Annotated in this window: 23 protein-coding genes; 7 read left to right on the top strand and 16 right to left on the bottom strand. The window is 37.7% G+C overall.

The window, feature by feature from the left end:
- Positions 1 to 133: 133 nt before the first annotated feature.
- Together ACPF64_RS16220 and ACPF64_RS16215 are read left to right on the top strand one after the other, a co-directional pair.
- Positions 134 to 706 carry a TetR/AcrR family transcriptional regulator gene (locus tag ACPF64_RS16220; protein WP_045125675.1) on the top strand — a complete coding sequence of 191 codons (573 nt, stop codon included), beginning with the start codon at positions 134 to 136 and terminating at the stop codon, positions 704 to 706.
- A 446-nt stretch (positions 707 to 1,152) separates the two neighbouring features.
- Positions 1,153 to 2,451, top strand: a complete 1,299-nt coding sequence (locus ACPF64_RS16215) for a dicarboxylate/amino acid:cation symporter (protein ID WP_151743196.1) — start codon at positions 1,153 to 1,155, stop codon at positions 2,449 to 2,451.
- Positions 2,452 to 2,623: 172 nt separating this feature from the next.
- Here ACPF64_RS16215 and ACPF64_RS16210 read toward each other — a convergent pair whose 3' ends face one another.
- The 11 genes from ACPF64_RS16210 to ACPF64_RS16160 all read right to left on the bottom strand — a co-directional run bounded on the left by ACPF64_RS16210 (position 2,624) and on the right by ACPF64_RS16160 (position 13,140).
- A complete protein-coding gene (locus tag ACPF64_RS16210; RefSeq protein ID WP_003652518.1) occupies positions 2,624 to 2,827 on the bottom strand; it encodes a hypothetical protein in 204 nt (67 codons plus the stop codon).
- A 345-nt stretch (positions 2,828 to 3,172) separates the two neighbouring features.
- On the bottom strand, positions 3,173 to 3,904 hold the full coding sequence (gloB, locus tag ACPF64_RS16205) for a hydroxyacylglutathione hydrolase (protein WP_426454519.1): 732 nt from the start codon (positions 3,902 to 3,904) through the stop codon (positions 3,173 to 3,175).
- A gap of 158 nt (positions 3,905 to 4,062) precedes the next feature.
- Entirely contained in the window at positions 4,063 to 4,758 is a 696-nt protein-coding gene (locus ACPF64_RS16200) for a methionine ABC transporter permease (RefSeq protein ID WP_017392060.1), read from the bottom strand.
- Positions 4,755 to 5,780 (bottom strand): methionine ABC transporter ATP-binding protein, encoded by a 1,026-nt coding sequence (locus ACPF64_RS16195; RefSeq protein WP_045430473.1) that lies wholly within the window; start codon positions 5,778 to 5,780, stop codon positions 4,755 to 4,757. Before ACPF64_RS16195 ends, ACPF64_RS16200 begins: the two co-directional genes overlap by 4 nt.
- A gap of 75 nt (positions 5,781 to 5,855) precedes the next feature.
- Positions 5,856 to 6,728 carry a MetQ/NlpA family ABC transporter substrate-binding protein gene (locus tag ACPF64_RS16190; RefSeq protein ID WP_424607675.1) on the bottom strand — a complete coding sequence of 291 codons (873 nt, stop codon included), beginning with the start codon at positions 6,726 to 6,728 and terminating at the stop codon, positions 5,856 to 5,858.
- A gap of 485 nt (positions 6,729 to 7,213) precedes the next feature.
- Entirely contained in the window at positions 7,214 to 8,497 is a 1,284-nt protein-coding gene (purD, locus tag ACPF64_RS16185; protein ID WP_045430478.1) for a phosphoribosylamine--glycine ligase, read from the bottom strand.
- A 124-nt stretch (positions 8,498 to 8,621) separates the two neighbouring features.
- Positions 8,622 to 10,196: a bifunctional phosphoribosylaminoimidazolecarboxamide formyltransferase/IMP cyclohydrolase gene (purH, locus tag ACPF64_RS16180; RefSeq protein WP_035361157.1), complete on the bottom strand. Its 1,575-nt coding sequence runs from the start codon at positions 10,194 to 10,196 to the stop codon at positions 8,622 to 8,624.
- A gap of 85 nt (positions 10,197 to 10,281) precedes the next feature.
- Positions 10,282 to 10,551 (bottom strand): DNA-binding transcriptional regulator Fis, encoded by a 270-nt coding sequence (gene fis / locus ACPF64_RS16175; protein ID WP_001086304.1) that lies wholly within the window; start codon positions 10,549 to 10,551, stop codon positions 10,282 to 10,284.
- Between the two features lie 376 nt (positions 10,552 to 10,927).
- On the bottom strand, positions 10,928 to 11,773 hold the full coding sequence (locus ACPF64_RS16170) for a zinc-ribbon and DUF3426 domain-containing protein (protein ID WP_003652503.1): 846 nt from the start codon (positions 11,771 to 11,773) through the stop codon (positions 10,928 to 10,930).
- 13 nt (positions 11,774 to 11,786) lie between these two features.
- Positions 11,787 to 12,692 carry a 50S ribosomal protein L11 methyltransferase gene (prmA, locus tag ACPF64_RS16165; protein WP_045430485.1) on the bottom strand — a complete coding sequence of 302 codons (906 nt, stop codon included), beginning with the start codon at positions 12,690 to 12,692 and terminating at the stop codon, positions 11,787 to 11,789.
- Between the two features lie 154 nt (positions 12,693 to 12,846).
- Positions 12,847 to 13,140, bottom strand: a complete 294-nt coding sequence (locus ACPF64_RS16160) for a hypothetical protein (RefSeq protein ID WP_004643338.1) — start codon at positions 13,138 to 13,140, stop codon at positions 12,847 to 12,849.
- Positions 13,141 to 13,372: 232 nt separating this feature from the next.
- Between ACPF64_RS16160 and mnmG the strand changes: the two genes are divergently transcribed.
- Positions 13,373 to 15,253 carry a tRNA uridine-5-carboxymethylaminomethyl(34) synthesis enzyme MnmG gene (gene mnmG, locus ACPF64_RS16155; protein WP_017392063.1) on the top strand — a complete coding sequence of 627 codons (1,881 nt, stop codon included), beginning with the start codon at positions 13,373 to 13,375 and terminating at the stop codon, positions 15,251 to 15,253.
- 376 nt (positions 15,254 to 15,629) lie between these two features.
- Here mnmG and ACPF64_RS16150 read toward each other — a convergent pair whose 3' ends face one another.
- Positions 15,630 to 16,637 (bottom strand): helix-turn-helix transcriptional regulator, encoded by a 1,008-nt coding sequence (locus tag ACPF64_RS16150; RefSeq protein ID WP_426454513.1) that lies wholly within the window; start codon positions 16,635 to 16,637, stop codon positions 15,630 to 15,632.
- Positions 16,638 to 16,864: 227 nt separating this feature from the next.
- Between ACPF64_RS16150 and ACPF64_RS16145 the strand changes: the two genes are divergently transcribed.
- From ACPF64_RS16145 to ACPF64_RS16130, 4 genes are read left to right on the top strand one after another with little or no spacing between them, the layout of a single operon-like run.
- Positions 16,865 to 18,415 (top strand): circularly permuted type 2 ATP-grasp protein, encoded by a 1,551-nt coding sequence (locus ACPF64_RS16145; protein WP_426454511.1) that lies wholly within the window; start codon positions 16,865 to 16,867, stop codon positions 18,413 to 18,415.
- A gap of 22 nt (positions 18,416 to 18,437) precedes the next feature.
- Entirely contained in the window at positions 18,438 to 19,034 is a 597-nt protein-coding gene (locus ACPF64_RS16140; RefSeq protein WP_045430497.1) for an alpha-E domain-containing protein, read from the top strand.
- 2 nt (positions 19,035 to 19,036) lie between these two features.
- A complete protein-coding gene (locus ACPF64_RS16135) occupies positions 19,037 to 19,816 on the top strand; it encodes a transglutaminase family protein (protein WP_004643331.1) in 780 nt (259 codons plus the stop codon).
- A gap of 16 nt (positions 19,817 to 19,832) precedes the next feature.
- Positions 19,833 to 20,567: a proteasome-type protease gene (locus ACPF64_RS16130; RefSeq protein WP_005039584.1), complete on the top strand. Its 735-nt coding sequence runs from the start codon at positions 19,833 to 19,835 to the stop codon at positions 20,565 to 20,567.
- Positions 20,568 to 20,627: 60 nt separating this feature from the next.
- Here ACPF64_RS16130 and alr read toward each other — a convergent pair whose 3' ends face one another.
- The 4 genes from alr to rpsR all read right to left on the bottom strand — a co-directional run bounded on the left by alr (position 20,628) and on the right by rpsR (position 24,057).
- The gene (gene alr / locus ACPF64_RS16125) at positions 20,628 to 21,698 is read right to left on the bottom strand and encodes an alanine racemase (RefSeq protein ID WP_205468905.1); all 1,071 of its coding nucleotides are present in this window, start codon (positions 21,696 to 21,698) and stop codon (positions 20,628 to 20,630) included.
- Between the two features lie 32 nt (positions 21,699 to 21,730).
- Complete coding sequence (gene dnaB, locus ACPF64_RS16120; protein WP_005039587.1) at positions 21,731 to 23,176, bottom strand: replicative DNA helicase; 1,446 nt, start codon at positions 23,174 to 23,176, stop codon at positions 21,731 to 21,733.
- 198 nt (positions 23,177 to 23,374) lie between these two features.
- Entirely contained in the window at positions 23,375 to 23,821 is a 447-nt protein-coding gene (gene rplI, locus ACPF64_RS16115; protein ID WP_004700828.1) for a 50S ribosomal protein L9, read from the bottom strand.
- An 8-nt stretch (positions 23,822 to 23,829) separates the two neighbouring features.
- Positions 23,830 to 24,057 carry a 30S ribosomal protein S18 gene (gene rpsR, locus ACPF64_RS16110; RefSeq protein WP_004791454.1) on the bottom strand — a complete coding sequence of 76 codons (228 nt, stop codon included), beginning with the start codon at positions 24,055 to 24,057 and terminating at the stop codon, positions 23,830 to 23,832.
- Positions 24,058 to 24,068 lie beyond the last annotated feature (11 nt).

Genomic DNA, 24,068 nt, shown 5'->3' with positions numbered 1-24,068 from the left:
TAAGATGAATAACATAAAAGCGAATATTTAGCTTTTATACATTATTTTTAGACTAAAGCAAATCTTTAGCTTTAGCGTATTTTGTATATGCAAATAATATTTTAATTGTTTTTTATTGAAGTAGAGCTGATTAATGGCAAAAGTTGTTACTGGGTTACGACCGGGCGGCCGTAGTGAAAGAATTCAAACTGCGGTACACCAAGCAGTCAAAGAGCTTCAAAAAACATTGGAGCAAAGCCAAATCACCATACCCATGATCGCTCATGAGGCAGGAGTAACACCTTCAACAATTTATCGCCGCTGGGGAGACATTAATCAGTTATTTTCAGACGTTGCTCTAAATGAACTCAAACCCGATATGGAGCCAAAAGATTTAGGTTCATTTCAACTTGATGTTACCGCATGGGTCGAACAGTATTTTGAAGAGTATTCTTCTGAAGTGGGACAGGTCTTACTACGTGATGTGTTATATGCAGCTGAATCTTCAAATGCCCGACAATGCGAAACCTTAATTATTCAGCAACTCGATATTATTCAAGCTCGATCAAAACTACGTCATGAACCAACCATATCGAATCAAGAAATTATCGAAGCAGTCATTGCTCCAATGTTGTTTAGAATCTTATTCACTGACCGCACCTTATGCTTAGACTATGTCCATATTTTATTAGAGCGGTTATTTAAGGCTCACCCCAATTTTAGTTAATTTATAACGGCCTATTAGTCTAAATATTTAACAAGAAATAGACACGGTTTCTTATTAAAAAATCATATATCAGTTTTTCTTATTATTTTTAAAATAAATTTTCATAATTTATAATTCATATGTTTTACATAAAATCATTTATTTAATAAATGGTTGGCTTTGGGTGGATAAACAAGTACCCATGGCGGGTTTTATCACTTTTTATGGTGTAAAATTTTAATATAAATAACAACTTATTTAAAAAATTAACTATTTTTATGATATTTAAAGCTTAAAAATAAAAAGTATTCTATACAATTTAATGCATGATTTTTGAATTTAACATTTTTTAAATTTATGACACAGGGTGTTTTTTATTCTTTACAATGGCTTTTCCTTGTTAAAGCAGCTTGTGGTGCTTGCTTTATATTTTATTTTTTTATCCCCATCGAAAAGGTATTTAGATAATGGATTTCAATACCCTTGACCAAGAAGCAGTACAGAAAAAACAGAAATTTCACCAAATTTTGTATGTACAGGTCATTTTTGCAATTATTTTGGGCATTTTAATTGGTCATTTTTACCCAGAACTTGGCGAAAGTTTAAAACCACTTGGTGATGCATTCATCAAGATCGTTAAAATGATTATCGCTCCCGTCATCTTTTTAACTGTTGTTACAGGCATTGCCAGTATGACAAACATGAGCCGAGTCGGCCGTGTAACTGGTAAAGCTATGCTTTATTTCCTTACTTTCTCAAGCTTGGCGCTTGTGGTTGGTATGATTGTGGCAAATATTATCCAACCGGGTAAAGGCCTTAACATTGATCCAGCTACCTTAGTCAACGACAAAGTAAATACTTATGTTGAAAAGGCGCATGCAACAAATATTACCGACTTCTTCATGAATATTATCCCGCAAACATTGGTCAGTCCTTTGGCTGGTGGCGAGATTTTACAGGTGTTATTTGTAGCGGTGCTATTTGGTATTTCTTTGGCTGCTTTGGGTGACCGAGCACGTCCAATTACCGATTTCTTAAATAACTTAACAGCTCCAGTTTTCTACTTGGTTGGTATGTTAATGAAGCTCGCCCCAATCGGTGCTTTTGGTGCAATGGCTTTTACGATCGGTGCGTATGGAATCGAATCAATTGGTAATTTATTACTGTTAATCATGACGTTCTACATTACTGCTGTGTTATTTATTCTAGTAATTTTAGGTGCAGTAGCTCGTTATAACGGTTTTTCAATTATTCATTTAATTCGTTATATCAAAGATGAGCTTTGGTTGGTTTTGGGAACAAGTTCTTCTGAAGCAGCTTTGCCATCTTTAATGGACAAAATGCAAAAAGCAGGTTGTGAAAAATCAGTTGTAGGTTTAGTCATTCCAACAGGTTATTCATTTAACCTTGATGGTACAAATATCTATATGACTATGGCGGCTCTGTTTATTGCGCAAGCTTGTAATGTAGATTTATCAATTAGTGAGCAAATCGCATTGCTTTTAGTGGCAATGGTCAGTTCTAAAGGGGCAGCAGGGGTGACTGGTGCAGGCTTTATTACTCTGGCTGCAACTTTATCGGTTGTACCAGCTGTTCCTGTCGCAGGTATGGCTTTAATTCTTGGTATTGACCGCTTTATGTCTGAGTGCCGTGCTTTAACAAATCTAGTGGGTAATGCATGTGCAACAATTGTTGTGGCACGTTGGGATAAGGCTTTAGATAAAGATCTTCTTGATAAAGCATTAAAGAACCATAAAGCAGATTAATCTTACAAAATAAAAAAATCTGTAGCTAAGGGCAATTTGGGAGAGTAGCCCTGCTACAGATTTTTTATTTAATAACTAAAAAATATATTTTAATTAAGCCATTCTAAAGTTCTGCAACATTACTTGTCTTTTAACAAAGACAGTACTGTAATTAAAATCGAGTCGTGAAAAATTATGCTTTTAAGTGATCCTCAAACTCTTCACCTAATTGCATAGCTAATGAATTACCTGCTAACTCACAAGTCACCAAACCATATTCTTTTTTAAAACTAAAAGTAAAACCTTTCCCGTCAGCAAGATTTTTAACTGAATACCCTAACTTTTCTAACCAAATACGAAACGCAATCAAATTTTTAGCTTTAACAACCTTTTTCACGTGAGAACTCCTTCTATCCGTGGCATTACATCTTATTTATTAATAGGGTTTTAATTAGATTTTTTAAAGGGGTAAAAGTTTTTTTTATTTTTCAACTTGTAAAAAAGTAAGAAAAGATTTTATTTTTATAAAATCATAAGTGTGTTATGTTACTAAAAAATAATAACTTTTTATTTAAAGAGCTATTTTCTTGAGTGTTTTTAAAAAATATAAATTCAACGTTGTTTTTAGAATAATGAGCAAATAAAAAACAGAGTAAATGTAAAAAATAATTACAGGCAACAGGTAATAAGCAAAAAAGATACAGTTCTTAAATGAAACCATATCTTCTTTGAAAGCTTAATTTTAGAAATTATCTTTAAGAGCACGCAGGTGGGCGAAGTCTTCAACACTTTCTGCGCGAAGAAAGGGGTTGGTTGTTAATTCAAGTTCAATCGTGCTTGGTAGGGTGATTAATCCTTGTTTACGTAGCTCACGGACTTCTTCAGCTCGTTCTGATAAGGCATGGTTATGCGGTTCTACCGTTAAGGCAAATTCGGTATTTGAAAGCGTGTATTCGTGCGTGCAATATACTTTTGTATGTGTGGGTAGTGCTGCTAAACGGCTCAGTGAGTGATACATTTGTTCAGCTGTGCCTTCAAATAATCGACCACATCCCATTGCAAATAAGGTATCACCGCAAAATACAGCCTCTAATTCTTCAATAAAATAGACAATGTGCCCTAAGGTATGACCTGGGGTTGCAATAATCTCTACTTTTAAATCATTAAATTTTAGATGATCGTCATGTTGTAAGGGGTGGGTAATTCCCGGAATTTTTGTGAGCTCATCGCGTGGGCCATACACAGTAATATTTTGGGCAGCAGTTAAATCAGCAACACCACCTATATGGTCTTTGTGCCAATGAGTAAGCCAGATTTGTTTTAAATTTAACTGATTGTTCTGACAAAATTGAGTTACCAGTTCCGCTTCTGTTGGGTCGACTGCAACAGCTTCTTGGGTTTCAGTATCTTCTAAAATCCAGATATAGTTTTGGAGGGCATTCTGCACATCAATAAAATGAATTCTATAACGCATTGTTTTATCCTGAAACTAAATCCAAAGAGTAAATGAATAATGACTAATTCTGATCATACCAGAAAATGGTATTGAGCCATGCACTCAACTGTCTTTAAGAACAGGGTGATATAAAACAAAAAAAGCCCCCTAGAAGAGAGCTTTTTTGTATGGATGACTTAACGGAGCTTGGCGAGCCAGTTCCCTAGTGTCTGTACAATCTGTACTAATAGCAATAGGATAATAACTGTTAAAATCACAACGCTAGTATCAAAACGTTGATAACCATACGAAATTGCTAAATCACCAATACCACCTGCGCCAACTGCACCAGCCATGGCGGTTGCACCAATAAGGCTAATTGTCGCTGTGGTAAGGTTTAAAATGAGTGAACTACGTGCTTCAGGCAAAATAAAGCGATAGATAATTTGCCAAGGTGTAGCACCCATTGCTTGAGCAGACTCAATAATTCCTTCATTGACTTCAAGTAATGAAGTTTCAATCAGACGTCCCATATAAGGACCAACATAAATAGTCAATGGAACAATAGCTGCCCATGTACCAATTGAAGTACCTACTAATAGCTTAGTAAGAGGAATCACTGCAATAAGTAAAATAATAAAAGGAAGGGAGCGTAAAGCATTTACAATTGGATTAAGTAAATGATAAATCACTTTATTAGGTAAAATGCCTTCTGGACGGGTAACTAATAAAATAATTCCCTGAATAAATCCCCAAATACCGCCAAACAAAAGTGCGAAGAAAACCATATGAAAGGTTTCTTGCAAAGCTGTAACGAATTGATCAATAGAAAGGGAACTGTGCCAGAAAGGTTGAGTAAGTTCAGTTAACCACTGTACGATTAAATCTCTCATACTTGATCTCCTGATTGAACTACACCTACTTCATTTTGTTCTAAAAACTCAATAGCTTGTTTGATGAGCTGAGGGTCACCTAAAAGCTGCACAAACATTTGACCAATGACTGTGCCATTAATTTCAGTCATGTTGGCAAATAAAATATTTAAGCTAATATCGAATTTTTTAATCAGTGACTGAATTACAGGTTCTTGAGCAGAACGCCCTAAAAACTGTAAACAGTAAATACTATGATGATGTTGGTTTTCGAGCTGATTTAAAATATTCACAGGCAACTGTTGATGTAAAACAGTTTGAATGAAGTTTTTAGTGGTTGGATGTTGAGGTTTGCTAAAGATATCAATCGTTGAACCTTGTTCAATGACTTTACCTGCTTCCATTACAGCCACATGATCACAAATAGTTTCAATGACATCCATTTCATGGGTCACCATAACAATCGTGATTTTTTGCTCTTGATTAATTTTCTTTAGTAGTTCTAAAACTGACTTGGTTGTTTGCGGATCTAGGGCAGAGGTTGCTTCATCACATAAAAGAATTTTTGGATGATTTGCTAAAGCACGGGCAATACCAACACGTTGCTTTTGACCGCCAGAAAGCTCATCTGGGTAAGCATCTTTTTTATGCTTAAGATCAATGAATTCTAATAACTCATTTAAACGCTTTTCACGTTCTACCTTATTGTAATTCAGTAGACGCATTGGCATTTCAATATTTTCAGCAACCGTCTTGGTTTGTAGCAAATTGAAGTGCTGAAAAATCATACCAATATTTGCACGCTCCTGACGTAATGAGCGTGCATCCAAAGCGGTGAAATCTTTTTGATTAATAATAATCTGACCTTCATTTGGTCGTTCGAGTAAATTAATCAGGCGAATTAAAGTACTTTTACCTGCACCACTATAGCCAATAATGCCGAAAATACTGCCTTCTGGAATCTCTAAATTGATTTGATCGAGTGCGCGTATGGTTTGGCTTTTGAGCTGATAGTGCTTTGAAATGTTTTTAAATTGAATCATATCGTCAGAAACTATGCTTGAAAGAAAAAACAGGCAAATAGAATTTGCCTGTTTCACGTTTGGGCTATTATATTACTATTTAGCTTCTGAGAGATAGCTCATTGGTTTGTCTACGTCAACTTTTGTTCCACCAAAGTGTTCTTCAACGTATTTTTTAACAGCTGCATTGTGGTAAAGCTTACCAACTTTTTGCAAGACAGGATCATTTTTACGTGATTCAGTAGTTGCTAGAACGTTGACACTAAGTTTTGAGATTTGATCAATAGGTTCATAGAACATAGAATCTTTGAGTACGTTTAAACCTCCCTCGAGTGCTATGGTATTATTTAATACAACTGCATCAAATTCATTTTTAAGACGTAATGCAGTTTCCATTTTGATTGGTTTGATGTTGATCTTTTTGGGATTTTCGATAACATCAATTGGACTGCCCTGAACAGGATTAAAGTCAGCTTTAAGCTTGATTAAGCCAGCAGTTTGTAACAAGAGTAGCGCACGAGATTCGCTGGCAGCATCATCCGGGATTGAAATAATTGCACCTTCAGGAAGTTCTTCAATTTTTTTGTATTTACTTGAATAAATCCCCATTGGCTCAATATAAGTGGTAGAAACCGCTGCAATCTTATCCGGGTTTGAATTATTAAATGCAGTAAGATAAGAATAAGCTTGGAATGCGTTCAAATCTACTTCTTTATTTGCAATTGCTGTATTCATTGAAACGGAGTCTGTGAAGTTTTTCACTTCTAACTTTAAGCCAGCAGCTTGGGTTTCAGGTAAAGTTGCGATATAACGCCAAATATCAGCATCTGAACCTGTAGAGGCAATCACTACAGTTTGTACTTGTGAGCTATCATTGTTTTGTTCGGCTTGTTGAGCATTTTCTTGTTTGCTACATGCTGCCAATAATACTACTGACATGCTTAAAAAAAGGCTGATCAGCTTTTTCATTTAAAAAAGTCCTGATTAAGATATAGAACAATAAAGATTGATCTATGTCAATATGAAAAGAGAGGAGTTGAAATTACAACTAGTCTAAACTCTGTGATCTTTTTCTGGGGTTCCATAATTTGCTTGCATATTTTGGCTATAACAGAGGGTAATTGTTCAATAAACAAAAACTGTTTCCCCAAACAGTTCATCCCCAACAGTAGCCAAACGAGCATTCATAAATTTAGAACATTAAAAAACTCTCTACAGTCATAATGTGTAGAGCAAGTCTTTATGGAAATTATTAAAACAGCAGTGTCTGATGACAGTTACAACTATGTACTAATGATAGCAATAAAAGTATGCTTGATATAGGGGGCTTCTTTTTATTTGTTGATATCTTTAGCAAAATTTTAAAGATTTATACGATTTTCTTATATCATGATACGTAATAAAAAAGCCTCTATATAGAGACTTTTTTATTAGCATTTTAAACTTGTAGGTTTTTAAGCTTTTTCACGTGCGATTGCGCGGTAGCCAATGTCGCTACGATATTGCATACCCGTAAAGTTAACTTGTCCGCATACTTCTAGCGCGTTAATTTGTGCTTCCAGAACGCTGTCGCCTAATGCTGTTACACAAAGAACTCGACCACCAGAAGTCACAATGTGACCATCTTCACTAGTTGCAGTGCCTGCATGGAAAATTTTAGTATCTTCAGGTGATTGTCCGATACCTGAAATTACATCGCCTTTGCGTACACTATCAGGATAGCCTTCTGCTGCGAGTACAATACCGATTGACTTGCGTTCATCCCATTCAGCTTCTTTTGGTAAGTTACCAGCAATACCAGCTTCTACCAATTCAACAAGAGATGACTTTAAACGCATCATGATCGGTTGAGTTTCTGGGTCGCCAAAACGACAGTTAAACTCGATCACACGTGGTTGGCCTTGCTCATCAATCATTAGACCAGCATATAAGAAACCAGTATAAACATGTCCGTCAGCAGCCATACCTTCTACGGTTGGGCGCATGATTTCAGACATAACACGTTCGAAAATGTCAGAAGTTACAACTGGAGCAGGAGAGTATGCACCCATACCGCCAGTGTTAGGACCTTGATCACCTTCAAAAATACGCTTGTGATCTTGTGAAGTTGCCATTGGTAAAATATTTTTACCATCAATCATACAAATGAAAGAAGCTTCTTCACCTGCAAGGAACTGTTCAATCACAACGCGTGAACCAGCATCACCAAATTTGTTGCCTGCAAGCATGTCATCAATTGCTGCAAAAGCTTCTTCGTTGGTCATTGCAACGATTACACCTTTACCGGCAGCAAGGCCGTCAGCTTTAATTACAATTGGCGCACCATTTTTTTCAACATAAGCTTTGGCTGCATCTACTTCAGTGAAAACATCATAGAAAGCAGTTGGAATGTTATGACGCTTTAAAAAGTGTTTGGCAAATGCTTTTGAGCCTTCAAGCTGTGCTGCATATTGAGTAGGTCCCCAAATTTTTAAACCTGCTTCACGTGCAGCATCTACCACACCATTAACTAATGGTGCTTCTGGACCAACAATAATAAGATCAACATTATTTTCTTTAGCAAAAGCAATAATTGCTGGATTGTCTAAAATATCAAGCTGAACATTAAGACATTTGTCTTCTGTTGCAGTTCCAGCATTACCTGGTGCAACAAAAACTTGAGTAACATTGGTATCTTGCGCAATTTTCCATGCTAAAGCATGTTCACGACCACCACTACCTAAAACTAAAATATTCATTTTTAATTTGTTCCTTAACTTTAATCCTTTTCATCTCCCTCTATCCCTCAAGTTGGAGAGTTAGCTCCATTATTGTGGAAAACCCTCCTGAATAAAAGGAGGGTTAGGGAGGACTAAATTTAAATTAGTGGCGGAAATGGCGCATACCAGTGAAGACCATTGCAATACCAGCTTCATCAGCTGCTGCAATAACTTCCTCATCACGCATAGAGCCACCTGGTTGAATAATGCATTTAATGCCAGCTTTAGCCGCATTATCAATACCGTCACGGAACGGGAAGAATGCATCAGATGCCATTACAGCGCCTTCAACAACCAAACCAGCATGTTCAGCTTTAATGGCAGCAATACGAGCTGAGTTAACACGGCTCATTTGACCAGCACCTACACCAATAGTTTGGCGGTTTTTCGCATAAACAATTGCATTTGATTTTACATATTTCGCAACTTTCCAAGCAAAGATGAGGTCATCAATTTCTTGTTCAGTTGGTGCGCATTTGGTTACTACTTTAAGATCATCTTTAGTAATCATACCTAAGTCTTGATCTTGAACTAATAAACCGCCATTAACGCGTTTGTAGTCAAGTTGTGGTGCACGTGCGTCAATCGCAGGTAATTCGCCACAAACTAAAACACGTACGTTTTTCTTCGCGCCAGTAACTTCAAGCACGCCATCAGCAATACTTGGAGCAATGATTACTTCAACGAATTGACGCTCTACAATTGCTTGAGCAGTTGCAACATCTAACTCACGGTTAAATGCAATAATACCGCCGAAAGCAGATTCTGGGTCAGTCGCATAAGCTAAATCATAAGCAGCTTTAATGCCGTCTAAAGAAACAGCAACACCACAAGGATTAGCGTGTTTCACAATCACACAAGCAGGTTTTGCAAATGATTTCACACATTCAAGTGCCGCATCTGTATCTGCAATGTTGTTATAAGACAATTCTTTGCCTTGTAACTGTTTTGCTGTAGAAACTGACGCTTCTTTTGCATTTGCTTCAACGTAAAATGCAGCAGATTGATGTGGGTTTTCACCGTAACGTAAATCTTGTGCTTTGTTCAATTGAGTATTGAACGTACGAGGGAATAAATCAGCTTCACCTTCGGTCTTGCCAACACGAGCACCTAGGTAAGAAGCGATCATGCCGTCATATTGAGCTGTATGTTCAAATGCTTTAACCGCTAAATCGAAGCGTGTTTCATAAGAAAGTGAACCAGCAGCTTTTAATTCAGTAATAACTGTATCGTAATCTGAAGCATTTACAACAATACCGACAGAAGCATGGTTTTTAGCAGCAGCACGAACCATTGTTGGACCACCGATGTCGATATTTTCGATAGCATCAGCAAGTGAACAGTTAGGTTTTGCAACTGTTGCAGCGAATGGGTAAAGGTTCACAACAACAAGATCAATCGGATCGATGTTGTGTTCTTCCATTACTGCTTCGTCTAAACCGCGACGAGCGAGAATACCGCCATGAATTTTTGGATGTAATGTCTTAACACGACCATCCATCATTTCAGGGAAGCCAGTATGTTCAGATACTTCAACCACAGCGATATTATTATCTTTAAGCAACTTGTATGTGCCGCCTGTAGATAATAGTTCTACCCCTAAAGCTGCAAGGTTTTGAGCAAATTCGACAATTCCTGTCTTATCAGATACAGAAATCAAAGCACGTTTAATAGTCATGATGTTTAATTCAACAATTTCAAGTCTACGGATTAAAACCAATAAGCATAAAAAAATGCCCACGACGTCGTGAGCATTTTATCATTTATTCACTCATCAAACCGTGAGCTTTTAACTTTTTGCGTAAAGTGCCACGGTTGAGTCCAAGAATCTCTGCAGCACGGGTCTGATTACCACGTGTATATTCAAGAACTACAGATAAAAGAGGTTTCTCCATTTCTGCTAGCACCATGTCATATACCTGAGATGGCTGCTCACCTTGCAATTGTGCAAAATAATGACGAACTGCGCGATCCACGTGGATGCGAAGAGCAACATCAGATTGTGCAGTAAAAATAGGAGATTTGCTATTCATGCGAGTTAATCCGAAAATCAAATACTAGCTTGGATAAAGTAGTATATAAATGTGGTCTAAAAATACGGAGCCCTGTTTTAGATCCTAAAACAGTGACTCTAAAACATAAGAACAATTAGCTTGCCATATTTCTTCGTATTGAATAAAAAATAAGCGTAACAATAGTTAAATATTTGTTACAGCTCCCTCAAAAACAAAAAAAGTTAGGCTATGTGCTTAATGTAGAAAAGCACACATGCTTAACAGTATTTTTTTTGGATTGAGAGCGAGGAGTATACGAGTCAAAGCTTTCGTGGCGCGTATCATACCATTGTCTAGGAAAAAGTGAGCAAATTAACTGCATTTTTTTTTATTTTTTTTTCACTTTTTTTACATTTTAGGGGTGGACAATTTCTAATCGATAATTTAGTAGGCTTTTTTTGCTTCTGTTTAGCTCAAATTGGAATCGGAACGGGGTATTCGAGGGAATGCGCTGAATACCTCGTAAGTTTTCAACAAGATACTGTTGAGGAGTCAATATAATTTCTTCTTTTTTGTTTGACTCTGTTGCGAAACTCAACTTTAAGTTAGGAAGTTCAATACTTTTATCATTCTGATTAAGCAATATGCCTGAAAATTGCGTATGACTTGTGTCAACTTTGCGGAGTTTTAACTTTTCTATATAAATAAGTTGATATTGTTCAGCTGACTTATTGCAGTGCAGTATTTCACATACATAATTAAATGCATGGCTGACGGTTGGGCTTGCATGCATGAGCTTAGGGTTAAACCAGAGAATTTGAAAAGTGAAAACTAAAATTAAAATAAGGTTGGCAGAGCTCCAAAGCGTGTAGTACAGCCAACTATGCTTTTTATTATTGTCTTGTTCTTGTGAAGATGCTTGTTCAGCTAAATTAAGATTTGGTAGAGCGTTAATAGGTTCGTTGTGAAAATAATTTAAGTTGTTGAGATAGGTTAAAAGATCAATATTCGAATTCTCAACTTTTTGATCAAAGATATCTAACACGTGAGAGTGAGTCATATATCTAGTTTGCATTGAACCGTTGACTAATGTAGATGAGTTAACCATAACAGGCTGTTCAATATTAATCAGATGGGTGAGTGCATTAAAGCTCGAATCACATTTAGGGCAACAAACCATACCCTGAGCAACAGTCAATTGAGTAAGAGACACTTTATAGACTGTTAAGCATTTAGGGCAGCGGGTTTGTTTTTCATTCATGAGTTAAAAAATCTCAATTTATTGTTTTACGTTTTCCTGAAATGCGACACCAATTTTCTTCGCGTTTTTCCACATCTAATATATCAAAAAATTCAGAATAAACACGTGAAACATCAGCAACTTGCTCTTCAATTACACCTGCAAGTGCGAACTCGCCGTCAGATTTAAGTAAATTTGCAAACTCCGGCGCAAGTGCCATTAATGGACCCGCTAAAATGTTTGCAACTAAAACATCTGCCTGTTGAGGTTTGAACTCTTGATCAAACTCTTCAGGAAGACCTACATATAGTCGATCTAATACGCCATTAAGTTCAGCATTTTGTTTTGTTGCTAAAACAGCCTGAGGGTCAATATCAGTAGCATATACTTTTTTAGCGCCTAATAATAAAGCTGCTACACCTAAAATGCCTGAACCACAGCCATAATCAATGACGATCTTATCTTTAACGTCAGTTTTACCTAACCATTGTAAACATAAGAATGTACTTGCGTGGTTACCTGTACCAAACGCAAGACCTGGGTCTAGCTTAATATTCGTTGCATCAGCTTCTGGTGGCTCTAGCCATTCAGGTACGATCCAGAACTTTTCCCCAATTTGAATTGGCTCGTAATAGTCCATCCAAGCGCGTTCCCACACTTGATCTTCAAGTTCTTCATGACGGATAGGAGCTTCTGGAAGTTGAGCTTTTAAGAAAGCTTCTAAAGTGTCGACATCAATAGGGTCTTGTTCGTCTTGTTGATAAATGCCTGTCACAATCACTTTATTCCATAAAGGTGTTTCACCTGGTAATGGTTCAAGTAAAGCCTGATCTTCAGCATCATCCAGAGTTACGCTTACCGCACCTAGAGACATTAAAAGTGTTTCTGTGAACTCAACTTGTGCTTGATCAACGGTAATGTGTATTTGTAACCACTTCACGAAAAGGACCTAAAAATTTATTTAAAGGCGCATTGTAGCTGACTAGACAGTTTTAAAAAAGAAAGCGGCCCATCTTTAATGGACCGACTTTAAAAATACTGAGGAGGTATAGCGGAAAATAAATTGCTTCTTCTATACCTCATGTCGAAACAGATTAAGGAGCAGGGGCCTTAAATTGTAACTTACCATTTTCATTTGGTTGGCAAGTACCATTAAAGATTACGCCATTATGGTTGTAAGCTACCCATTCACCTTGACTTTTTTTAGTACAAGCTCTCAGCTGTTTTTGCATCTCTGATCTGCTTGACTCAGCAGCATGATGAGCTGTTTTGCTTGATTTAGCCATATGAGTCGATTTAGCAGTATGATTAGTCGCAGCGTGGGTCAACGTTACGCCTGAAAAACAAAGTAGAGATGCGGTTAAGATTTTTAACATAGTCGTTTTCATTTTGTATTCCTTCTTGTTGCGTTAATTTTAAAGTCATAGAAGTGCTGTACATTTTTTATTCTAAGATGAATTTGTTTTAATAACATTCACTTTGTATTGAGTTCATGAAACAAAATGTCAAATCATGTGGCGTACCGTAAATTATGTGAAGATGATTTTGTAATTATGTACATCAATAGACAGATAATTTTGCTATAATGTTCCGTCTTTTTTTTTCTGGTGTTTTGTACTCATGCACTACCCTAAAGTTTATGATGTTATCGTTATCGGTGGCGGTCACGCAGGTACGGAAGCGGCCCTTGCTGCTGCGCGTATGGGACGACAGACTTTGCTTTTGACCCATAACATTGAGACTTTGGGTCAAATGAGTTGTAACCCAGCAATCGGTGGTATTGGTAAATCACATTTAGTACGTGAAATTGATGCACTTGGCGGTGCAATGGCTTTAGCTGCCGATAAAGGTGGTATCCAGTTCCGTATTTTAAATTCACGTAAAGGTGCGGCAGTACGTGCAACACGTGCTCAAGCTGACCGCGTTCGCTATAAAGCTGCCATCCGCGATACTTTGGAAAATCAAGCAAATCTTGATATTTTCCAGCAAGCGGCTGATGACCTGATTGTTGAAGGTGATACGGTTAAAGGCGTTGTTACCCAAATGGGTATTCGCTTTGACGCTAAAACTGTTGTGTTGACTACGGGTACATTCTTGGGTGGGGTAATCCACGTTGGTTTAGAAAAATCAAGCGGTGGTCGTGCAGGTGATCCTCCTTCAATTGCACTTGCTCAGCGTCTACGTGAATTAAAATTACCTGTGGGGCGTTTAAAAACGGGTACACCACCACGTATTGATGCACGTTCGGTTGATTTTTCAGTCATGATTCCACAGCCGGGTGATTTCCCATCTCCGGTTATGTCATTCATGGGTGATGCTTCTATGCATCCTGAACAAGTAAATTGTTATATCACGCATACCAATGAAAAAACCCATGACATTATTCGTGGTGGTTTAGATCGTTCACCAATGTATACCGGTGTTATTGAAGGTGTGGGGCCACGTTACTGCCCATCAATCGAAGATAAAATTCACCGTTTCGCAGATAAAGATTCTCATCAGGTATTCTTGGAACCAGAAGGTTTAGATACACACGAACTTTATCCAAATGGTATTTCGACTTCGCTTCCATTTGATGTTCAGTTCGAACTGGTTCGTTCTATTCGTGGTATGGAAAATGCGCATATTTTGCGTCCAGGCTATGCGATTGAATACGATTATTTCAATCCGCAAGCTTTGAAATTCACTCTTGAAACTAAAGCTATTAACGGGTTGTATTTTGCTGGCCAAATTAACGGTACAACAGGTTACGAAGAAGCAGGTGCTCAAGGTTTACTTGCTGGTTTAAATGCCGCACGCCGTGCGTGGGAGCAAGAAGAGTGGACACCTAAGCGTGACCAAGCTTATATGGGTGTATTGGTTGATGACCTCATTACTTTAGGTACTAAAGAACCATACCGTATGTTTACCTCACGTGCTGAATACCGTTTGATGTTGCGTGAAGACAATGCAGATCAGCGTTTAACGACTGTTGGTCGTGAACTTGGTTTGGTTGATGATGTGCGTTGGGCTGCTTATTGTGAAAAAATGGAAGCGGTTGAGCGAGAAACTTCCCGTTTACAACATTTGTGGGCGGCACCAAATAACCCTATGGGTAAAAAATTCGTTGAGATGACTGGTGCTGACTTAAGTAAAGAGTGTAGTGCGATTGATTTGCTTAAACGCCCTAATATTAACTTTGGTCAAATTGCAGAACTTACTGGTTCTGAAGTTTCTGAGCAAGTTGGTGAGCAAATCGAAATTGCTGTGAAATATGAAGGTTATATTAACCGTCAGCATGAAGATGTGGCTCAGTTAAAGCGTCTTGAAGAAACTAAAATTCCTACCGATTTTAATTATGATGTAGTGTCTGGTTTATCTCGTGAAATTACTCAGAAATTAAAAACGGTTCTTCCGGAAACATTAGCTCAAGCAAGTCGTATTCCTGGTGTTACACCAGCAGCTGTTCAACTTGTAATGATCACAATTCGTAAAAATAATATGATTAAGAAAACAGCTTAATCTTTTAAATGCAAAAAAGCCCAGTTAAGACTGGGCTTTTTTATTTTTTGTTCAAAAATATATGAAAACTTCCTAAGGAAGAAAATAGATTTCGCTTCCTTTTTTTCTTATTTCACATATTTCAAGCAGCCAGTTATATTAAATTCACGTTCAAACAAGAGGGCTTTAACCATGACAATGAAATCAATTCGCTACAATAGAGATGAAATGGCATGCCAATGCTTATGTTCAAAATAGCGCAAAAGAAAGAGCAGGTCAGTTTTGTAGGGGGAGAACACATTGATCTGAAAACAAGTATAAATATAAGAGCCAATATAAAATTAAGAAAATTATAATTCAAAATCTAAAGAGAACCTTATGGTTCTCTTTTTTATATCTATTTATTCTCAGATTCAATTTCTCGTACAGCATTGTGTACTTGTATAGGCTCGATATGCAGTAACTTCTTGCCAAAACTACGCAACCACCACACCAGTTGAGATGTAAAAGGTACGGTCGCTGTAACTTCTACAATATTTTCTTCAAGTGGAATTATAGTTTGGTCTTTACTTAACTGACTTTCATAGAAAGTTCTAGCAGTTTGCTCTGTCATGGTTAATGTGAGTTGAATTGACTCAGTTGGCTGCTTGTAGTCCACTCTAAAGCCTAAAGCGCCTGAATCGATATAATAATCAATATCAAAATTGACAGGATGTAGTGCTCGACTATCTAAGACTTTTGCTGATTTAAAACGGTGCAAGGCAAATGTTTGAACTTCAGTTTTGTCATGTCGGGTGCAAATTAAATAAATTACCGCACCTTTTTGTACCAAAGCCAAAGGATTTAAAATATAGGTTTTGTCCTCGCCCTGATTAACTCGTGCCCGATAAATACATTCTATTTGTTTGTCTTGGAGTAGACCTTCATAAATTGCTTGTTGAGCATTTCGATCGACTACAGGCGGGATAAGAGGTTGGCTGGCTGGTACGATGCGTACTCGGTTAATCCATTGCCTAACATTATTTTGTGTAGAGAGACTGCGTTTAGCCAAATCAAACCAAGGCCCCATCTCATCAAGCAGACTTGGTGGAAGTAAGTGTTTAAGATGCTCCTCAACCATCATAAATGTTACTGCCTGAGAGCTAGTCATGTGAGGTAAGCTCTGAATAGGCGCATCGGATTGCCACCGCCAGCCCTGAGGTACAGCCTTATTACTTTCTATTGGAAAGCGCTGAGCAATTTGATTTAAATCACGCTGAATAGTCCTTAAACTGATATCAATACCTTCACGTTCAAGCATTTCCTGTAACTCCCGCGTCCCGATCCATTTACCGGTAGGGAGGCGAGATAAAATCTGCCATTGGCGATATAAACTATTTGAAGTTTCTTTTTCTATTACAGACATAAGCGTAATACATCTATATCCAACTGCTTTGGTGTCAACACAATAAAAAATCTTTACACATTTAGCAAGTTTGTCAGATTCGGTTTATAGGTCCTTTTACAATCGATGTTAAGATTTAGAAGAAGAAAGTTATAAAAAAGCATCGTAAAAATATTAAAGATATATAAATGGCACTGAAATTGCTTATTTAAAAATGAAATATAGATAAATGATAAGACGAGGTGGTTATGTCAGAACAAGAGCATGAATTACATATAGATAATGATTTTTTTATACAAGAGCAGACGACTAAGGCAATAATTAACCCAACCTCTTTTTTAGAACATATTTCCGTACAAACCAATCTATTTGAGCAGCTAAAATCACAGTTTTTTAATGAGATGCTTGATGATGTAACATCAAATGGTGCGGCTTCTAAAAAAATTGAGCAATGGTTGAGTATCCGTACTTTAGATGAATTAAAAGAATTGAATGCTCAAGCGAAGCAACATTTTCTTTATCACGGCATTACTTTTAACGTATATGCTGATAAAGAAGGTGCAGAGCGAACAATTCCTTTTGATTTAATTCCAAGGGTGATTGAAAAAAAACAGTGGGAGAAAATAGCTTCGGGCTGTGCACAGCGCGTTAAAGCTTTAAATTACTTTTTAGATGATATTTATCATGGACAACATATTTTAAAAGAACAGCTCGTTCCCGAAGAGCAAATTATGGGAAATGATGCTTTTCAGCCACATATGCTTAAACACTCTTTGAAAGGTAAAATTTATTCACAAATTAGCGGAATTGATATTATCCGTGATGGCGAGGGAGAATTTTTTGTATTGGAGGATAATTTAAGAACACCTTCTGGCGTGTCTTATATGATCGAAAGCCGAAAAATTAGCCAAGAATTGATGCCGGAACTATGTGCAACCAATAATTTACAGGGAATTGAACATTATCCAAAACTTTTAAAAGAAATATTGCAGGAGAATTCACCTGCGGACAGACCTTTTATTGTGGTGCTAACACCGGGACGTTTTAACAGTGCTTACTATGAGCATGCTTTTTTAGCACGTGAAATGGAGGTGCCACTGGTTACGAATCGGGATTTATTTGTAGAAAATGATCAAGTTTTTGTTAAAACGATTCGTGGGCGTCAAAAAGTAGACGTAATTTATCGCCGTTTAGATGATGATTTTCTGGATCCGTTAGCATTTCGACCAGACAGTGCTTTAGGTGTAGCAGGCCTTATGTCTGCTTATTTGCAAAAAAATGTTGTTATAGCAAATGCGCCTGGAACAGGTGTGGCTGATGATAAATCTATTTATCCTTATGTGGATCAAATGATTCAATATTATTTGGGTGAAACACCAATTCTAAAAAATGTACCTACTTACCAGTGCCGTAAAGATGAACACTTAGATTATGTACTTTCTAATCTGGACCAATTAGTTGTTAAAGAAGCACAGGGTTCAGGTGGTTATGGCATGTTAATTGGGCCTAAAGCAAGTTCGTGTGAAATTGATGACTTTAGAAAAAAATTGATCGCCACACCTCATATGTACATTGCACAACCTACCTTGGCCTTATCTGTTGCTCCAACTTTAACTACATCTGGGGTGGCTGAACGTCATATTGACTTACGTCCATTTGTATTGAGTTCACCTTATCGTACAGAAATAGTGCCGGGTGGCTTAACGCGAGTGGCCATGCAGGCTGGCTCTTTAGTCGTAAATTCGTCCCAAGGTGGCGGCATAAAAGATACATGGGTGGTTGAAACATTACATTCCTAATTGTGGGTTAAAGAGGAACTTTATGGTTTTACTCAATTCGAGTGCGCATCAAATATATTGGTTGGGTCGATATTTAATGCGAGTTAAATTTGCAGCCTCTCATTTACCCTTTACACAAGATGAGAAAGCAACAAAATTTGCAGCAGCATTTGGTTTGGTAATAGAAAATGCTGAATTACTAAATCACTATATGTTAGACAAGAAGCAAACATTTTCATTACTGAACCAGCTCGTTATTGCTAAAGATAATATTCAGGAACTAAGAGGTATATTGTCATCAAATGCTTATGCAGAATTAAATAATGTGATTAACACGCTTCAAGCCCAACCTGAGGCTCTGAGAAAAGCTGTTGAACAATGTACTCATATACTAGAAGCGGAGAATGAAGATGTTTGTTTATTTCTGCATTTAGGTCAAAAAATAGAGCAATTTGATATAGAACTACGTTTTGGGCAAGATTTATCAGGCCTCGTGTCAGAGCTAGATGTTGTGGTGCAACGGCTTGTTAGCTTAGGTTGGGAGAATATAGATCAAAATTGGCAAGTACTAAAGCATCAGCTAACGTGGGACGCTTATTATACTTTTACACAGCAGCTGGAAAATATGTTTGAGGTCTGATTATGAAATTGATGGTTAATCATCAAACGCATTATAGCTATACTGAAACTGCTCAAAACAGTATTCAGTATATTAAAATGATGCCTCAAACATCACCGCATCAACATGTTATGAATTGGGCGATTAGCGTGCCGGGTGACAAAACGATAAAAAGGGACATATTTAACAATGTATGGATGACAGCTAGCCAGCGTTATCAATACCAACATCTTACATTTATGGCTCAAGGAATCATTGAACTTCAAAATGTAGAGCTAGGTTGTGTAAATCTATCTACACCGACAAATTTGTTTTTGCAGATGACAAGTGCAACCCGATGTGATTTGGCAATGTTGGACTTTGCTAAAAATATTGTGGTGGTCAAAGACCGACAGCATATTGCATTATTAAGTGAACATATTTTGCAGAAAATACTCTATCAGCCTGAAAGTACTTCGGTTCAGACAACTGCAACTGAAGCATTTCATGCTGGACAGGGTGTATGCCAAGATCATGCTCATGTTTTAATTGCGATGTGTCGTGCGCTACAATTACCAGCACGTTATGTTTCTGGTTATCTATTTGATCAAAACTATCCGCACCTTGCCAGTCACGCTTGGGCGGAAGTATTTTTAGAAAATCAGTGGTATTGTTTTGATGTAAGCAATCAGTTGTTTACACCCAAACATCATATCTACCTTGCAGTAGGCCGTGACTATCTTGATGTGGCACCAATTCGTGGTGTAAGAGAGCAAGGTGGGGTGGAAAACATGATGTCTGTGGTTCAGGTGTTGGCATGTTGAATGTAAAGAGAATGAAATGACCTATTGTTGTGCGCTTAGATTGGAACAAGGTTTAGTGTTTATTAGTGACACGAGAACTAATGCAGGAGTTGATCATATTTCTGTGTTCCGAAAATTGCATACTTTCGGCGTTACCGGAGAGCGTTTCATGGCTTTACAAACAGCAGGTAATTTGGCGACCACACAAGCTGTTATAGGTCATTTGCAAAATGCTCTCACTTTGCAGCAAGAACCTAACTTATATAGTGTCAATACGATGTTTGAGGCGGCTGAACTGATTGGTAAAACCTTAAAAAGTGTTTTAGAGGATATTAGTTCAGACACTCAAGAACAAATGAATTATGCGTGTAGTATTTTAATAGGTGGGCAAATTAAAGGCGGTGAAATGCAGCTTTATAATGTCTATCCGCAAGGTAATTTTATTTGTGCAACTACGGATACACCCTATTTTCAAATAGGAGAAAGCAAATACGGAAAACCTATTTTGGATCGTGCCCTATATTATGCGATGCCGCTAGATGATGCATTACGTTGTAGCCTGATTTCTTTTGATTCAACCTTGCGCTCAAATGTTTCTGTTGGCTTGCCGCTTGATGCATTGGTTTACAATAAAGATAGTTTCATTATTCCGGTGGGTAAGCGAATTACCGAAGATGATCCGTATTTTTCACAAATTAGTAAGCAATGGTCCGATACTTTACGCCGTGGTTTGCAAGAATTGCCAAAACCGACTGATGATTACTGGCGATAAAATTTTTAAAAGCTGATAAAAAAAATCCAAGCATGCTTGGATTTTTTTATATTTTACTATTTAACTGCTTTTACGAATAGGGCGATTACTTAAGCGACAGAGTAATTCATATCCTATTGTTCCGTTTGCATCGGCGACATCATCAACTAGACGATGTGCTCCCCAAAGTTCGACTTGAGAACCTAATTTAACTTGAATAGCTGTAACGTCAATTGCAAGCATATCCATGCTGACTCTGCCGACTACAGGACATAATTGCCCATTAATCGCTACATAATTTTGTTTAATATAAGCTCTCGGATATCCGTCACCATAGCCAATAGAAACTATTGCAATATCCATTTTTTGTTGCGCACAGAAGGTTGAACCATAACCTACATGTTCTCCAGCTTGAATGTGATTCAATGCAATCACTTCTGCTGTAAAGGACATGACTGGTTTTAGCTCAAGATCATGTACTGTTTTATCTGCAAAAGGCGAAGCGCCGTAAAGCATAATGCCCGGGCGAACATAGTCAAAATGTAATTCTGGCCATTTATAAATAGCAGCAGAATTACAGCAAGATGCTAAAACAGGATCACAAGCTTGCTTAACCTGTAAAAATTGTTGTTTTTGTTGCTCATTGAGTGGATGGTCCACATCTGCATTTGCGAAATGCATCGCTAGTACACAGGTAAAGCCTTCAGATTTTAAAGTTTTAATGACTTCAATAATTTCAGGAACTTTAAATCCTAAACGGTTCATGCCGCTATTAAGCTTAACCCAGACTTTTAAGCCTTGAGCGATGTATTCTTGCTTATGTTTAATTAACCACTCAAACTGCTGTTGATGGTGAATCACACATTCAAATTTTTGCTCAATTGCAATAGGCATTTCATCTTCAGAAAATGCCCCTTCAATTAAAGTAACAGGTTGTTGAAATCCAAGTTCGCGAATTTCTAAACCTTCTTGTAGGCAGGCGACGCCAAAGGCATCTGAGGCATTTAAGGCTGCTAAACAGTCTTTGATTCCATGTCCGTAAGCATTAGCTTTCACCATACTTACAATTTTTGAATTTGCTGCGAGTTGTTTGACACGGTTTAAATTATATTGAAGCGCATGGCGATCAATATAAACTGTTGCTTGGCGCACCCTCATTTACTCCTTTGGGCTAGAGATAGAGTTTATTCTTCATCATCATATTGGCTGTAATACTCAGGAGAGAGATTACTAAATCGAGTATATTGACCTTCAAAGGCAAGACGAACTGAACCAATTGGGCCGTTACGCTGTTTACCAATAATAATCTCTGCGGTACCAGCTTCTTTCGACTCTTTGTTATAAACCTCATCACGGTAAATAAACATAATCAAGTCGGCATCCTGCTCAATCGCACCAGATTCACGTAAGTCTGACATTACTGGGCGTTTATTTGGTCGGTTTTCCAGACTTCGGTTAAGCTGGGAAAGTGCGATAACAGGGCAGTGCATTTCTTTTGCTAAGGCTTTCAAGCTACGTGAAATTTCTGAAATCTCACCCACACGGTTATCACCCATGCCAGGAACTTTCATGAGCTGTAAATAATCGACCATGATACAGCCGATTTTACCATCATGCATTTTGGCAATGCGTCGAGCACGGGCACGAAGTTCCGTTGGAGGTAGGGCAGATGAGTCATCAATATACAAATGCATTTGTTGAAGCTGCAAAATTGTACCAGTAACTTTGGTCCATTCATCAGCATCTAAGTTCCCCGAACGTAAATGCCCTTGGTGAACTTTACCCATTGCAGAAATAAGACGCATCGCAATTGAGTCTGCTGGCATCTCCATCGAGAATACTAGAGCGGGTAGCTTGTTATATTGTAGAACGCTTTCAACCAAATTCATGGCGAAAGTGGTTTTACCCATAGATGGACGTGCAGCAACAATAATTAAGTCACCAGCTTGCATACCAGATGTTTTATTATCCAGTTCTAAGAAACCTGTGGTTAAACCTGTAATATTGCCATCTAGTTTTGAGAGTTCATCAAGTTTACTAATTACATCGGCGGTAACAGAACTAATAGATTTGGGGCCTGCATCTTTTTTATTGTTATTGTGCTGTTCTGCTAAAGAGAAAATACTGGTTTCTGCTAGATCTAAAATTTCACTAACACCTCGACCTTTTGTGTCATAAGCATTTTGTAAAATTTCAGTACTGACTTTAATCATACTACGAAGCGTAGAGAACTCTTTAATTTTGGTGGCATAAGTTTCTAAGTTATAGAAGCTTGATGGGGAGTCAGCCATAAGCTGCATTAAATATTCTTCGCCACCAATAGCATCAAGTAAATTTTGTTTTAAAAGCCAATCGCTAACTAAGACCGCATCATAAGGTGAATTTTCTTGTGCGAGTTTTTCGATTGCACGGTAAATATATTTATGGCGAGTCGCATAGAAATCATTTTCTTTTAACATATCACTAACTTGCTCGAAAGATTCGGCAACTGTCATTAGTGCAGCAAGTACAGCTTGCTCAATGGCTAAATTGTGTGGGGGAGTGCGAAACTCTTTAAGTTGACCTGATTCACTCGTCTTATTTTCTGTTGGAGATGAACGGGTTAAAGAACTGGCATTCGCCTGAGACATAATTAGACCTGATGATAAAGAAAGGTGTACGCAAATAGCCTGTGAGGCCGAGAACTATCTTAAAACAAAATTAAATAAACTACCTAATTAAAAAACCAATTAAACTAAAGAACTGATCAGGAATTAATATATCTTATTTTAAAAATAGGGCACATAAAAAAAGAGCATGCAAAAGCATGCTCTTTTTTTGATGAGAAATTACTCAGATACGATAGTAACGAGAACTTCTGCAACAACATCATGATGCAATTGGATTGCGATGTTGAATTCACCAGTGTGACGAAGCGCGCCATTCGGTAAACGAACTTCTGCACGGTCAACTGTAAGACCAGCATTCGTTAAAGCGTCAGCGATGTCACGAGTACCGATAGAACCGAAGAGTTTACCTTCGTCACCAGCTTTAGCAGTGATAACGATGTTAACTTCATTCAATTGTTCAGCACGTGCTTGAGCAGCAGCTAAAATTTCAGCTTCTTGCTTTTCAAGTTCAGCGCGACGAGCTTCGAAAGCAGCAGTGTTAGCTTCAGTAGCTGCAACTGCTTTACCTTGAGGGATAAGGAAGTTACGGCCGTAACCAGCTTTAACTGATACTTTATCGCCTAATTTACCAAGGTTTTTAATGCGTTGTAATAAGATAACGTCCACAGATCACCTCACTTATGGTTGTCAGTGTACGGAATCAAAGACAAATAGCGAGCTTGTTTGATAGCAAGTGCTAATTGACGTTGATAACGAGCTTTAGTACCAGTGATACGGCTAGGAACAATCTTGCCGTTTTCAGTGATGTACTGTTTTAAAGTGTCGATATCTTTGTAGTCGATGTACACAACATTCTCAGCTGTAAAGCGGCAGAACTTGCGACGACGGTAAAAACGTGCCATTGATGTTCTCC

It is taken from the genome of Acinetobacter sp. KB005, from assembly GCF_049949095.1.
GTDB classification, from domain to species: Bacteria; Pseudomonadota; Gammaproteobacteria; order Pseudomonadales; family Moraxellaceae; genus Acinetobacter; species Acinetobacter calcoaceticus.
The sequence above is the reverse complement of the archived record's forward strand: the minus strand, read 5'-3'. Positions and strand labels throughout refer to the sequence as shown.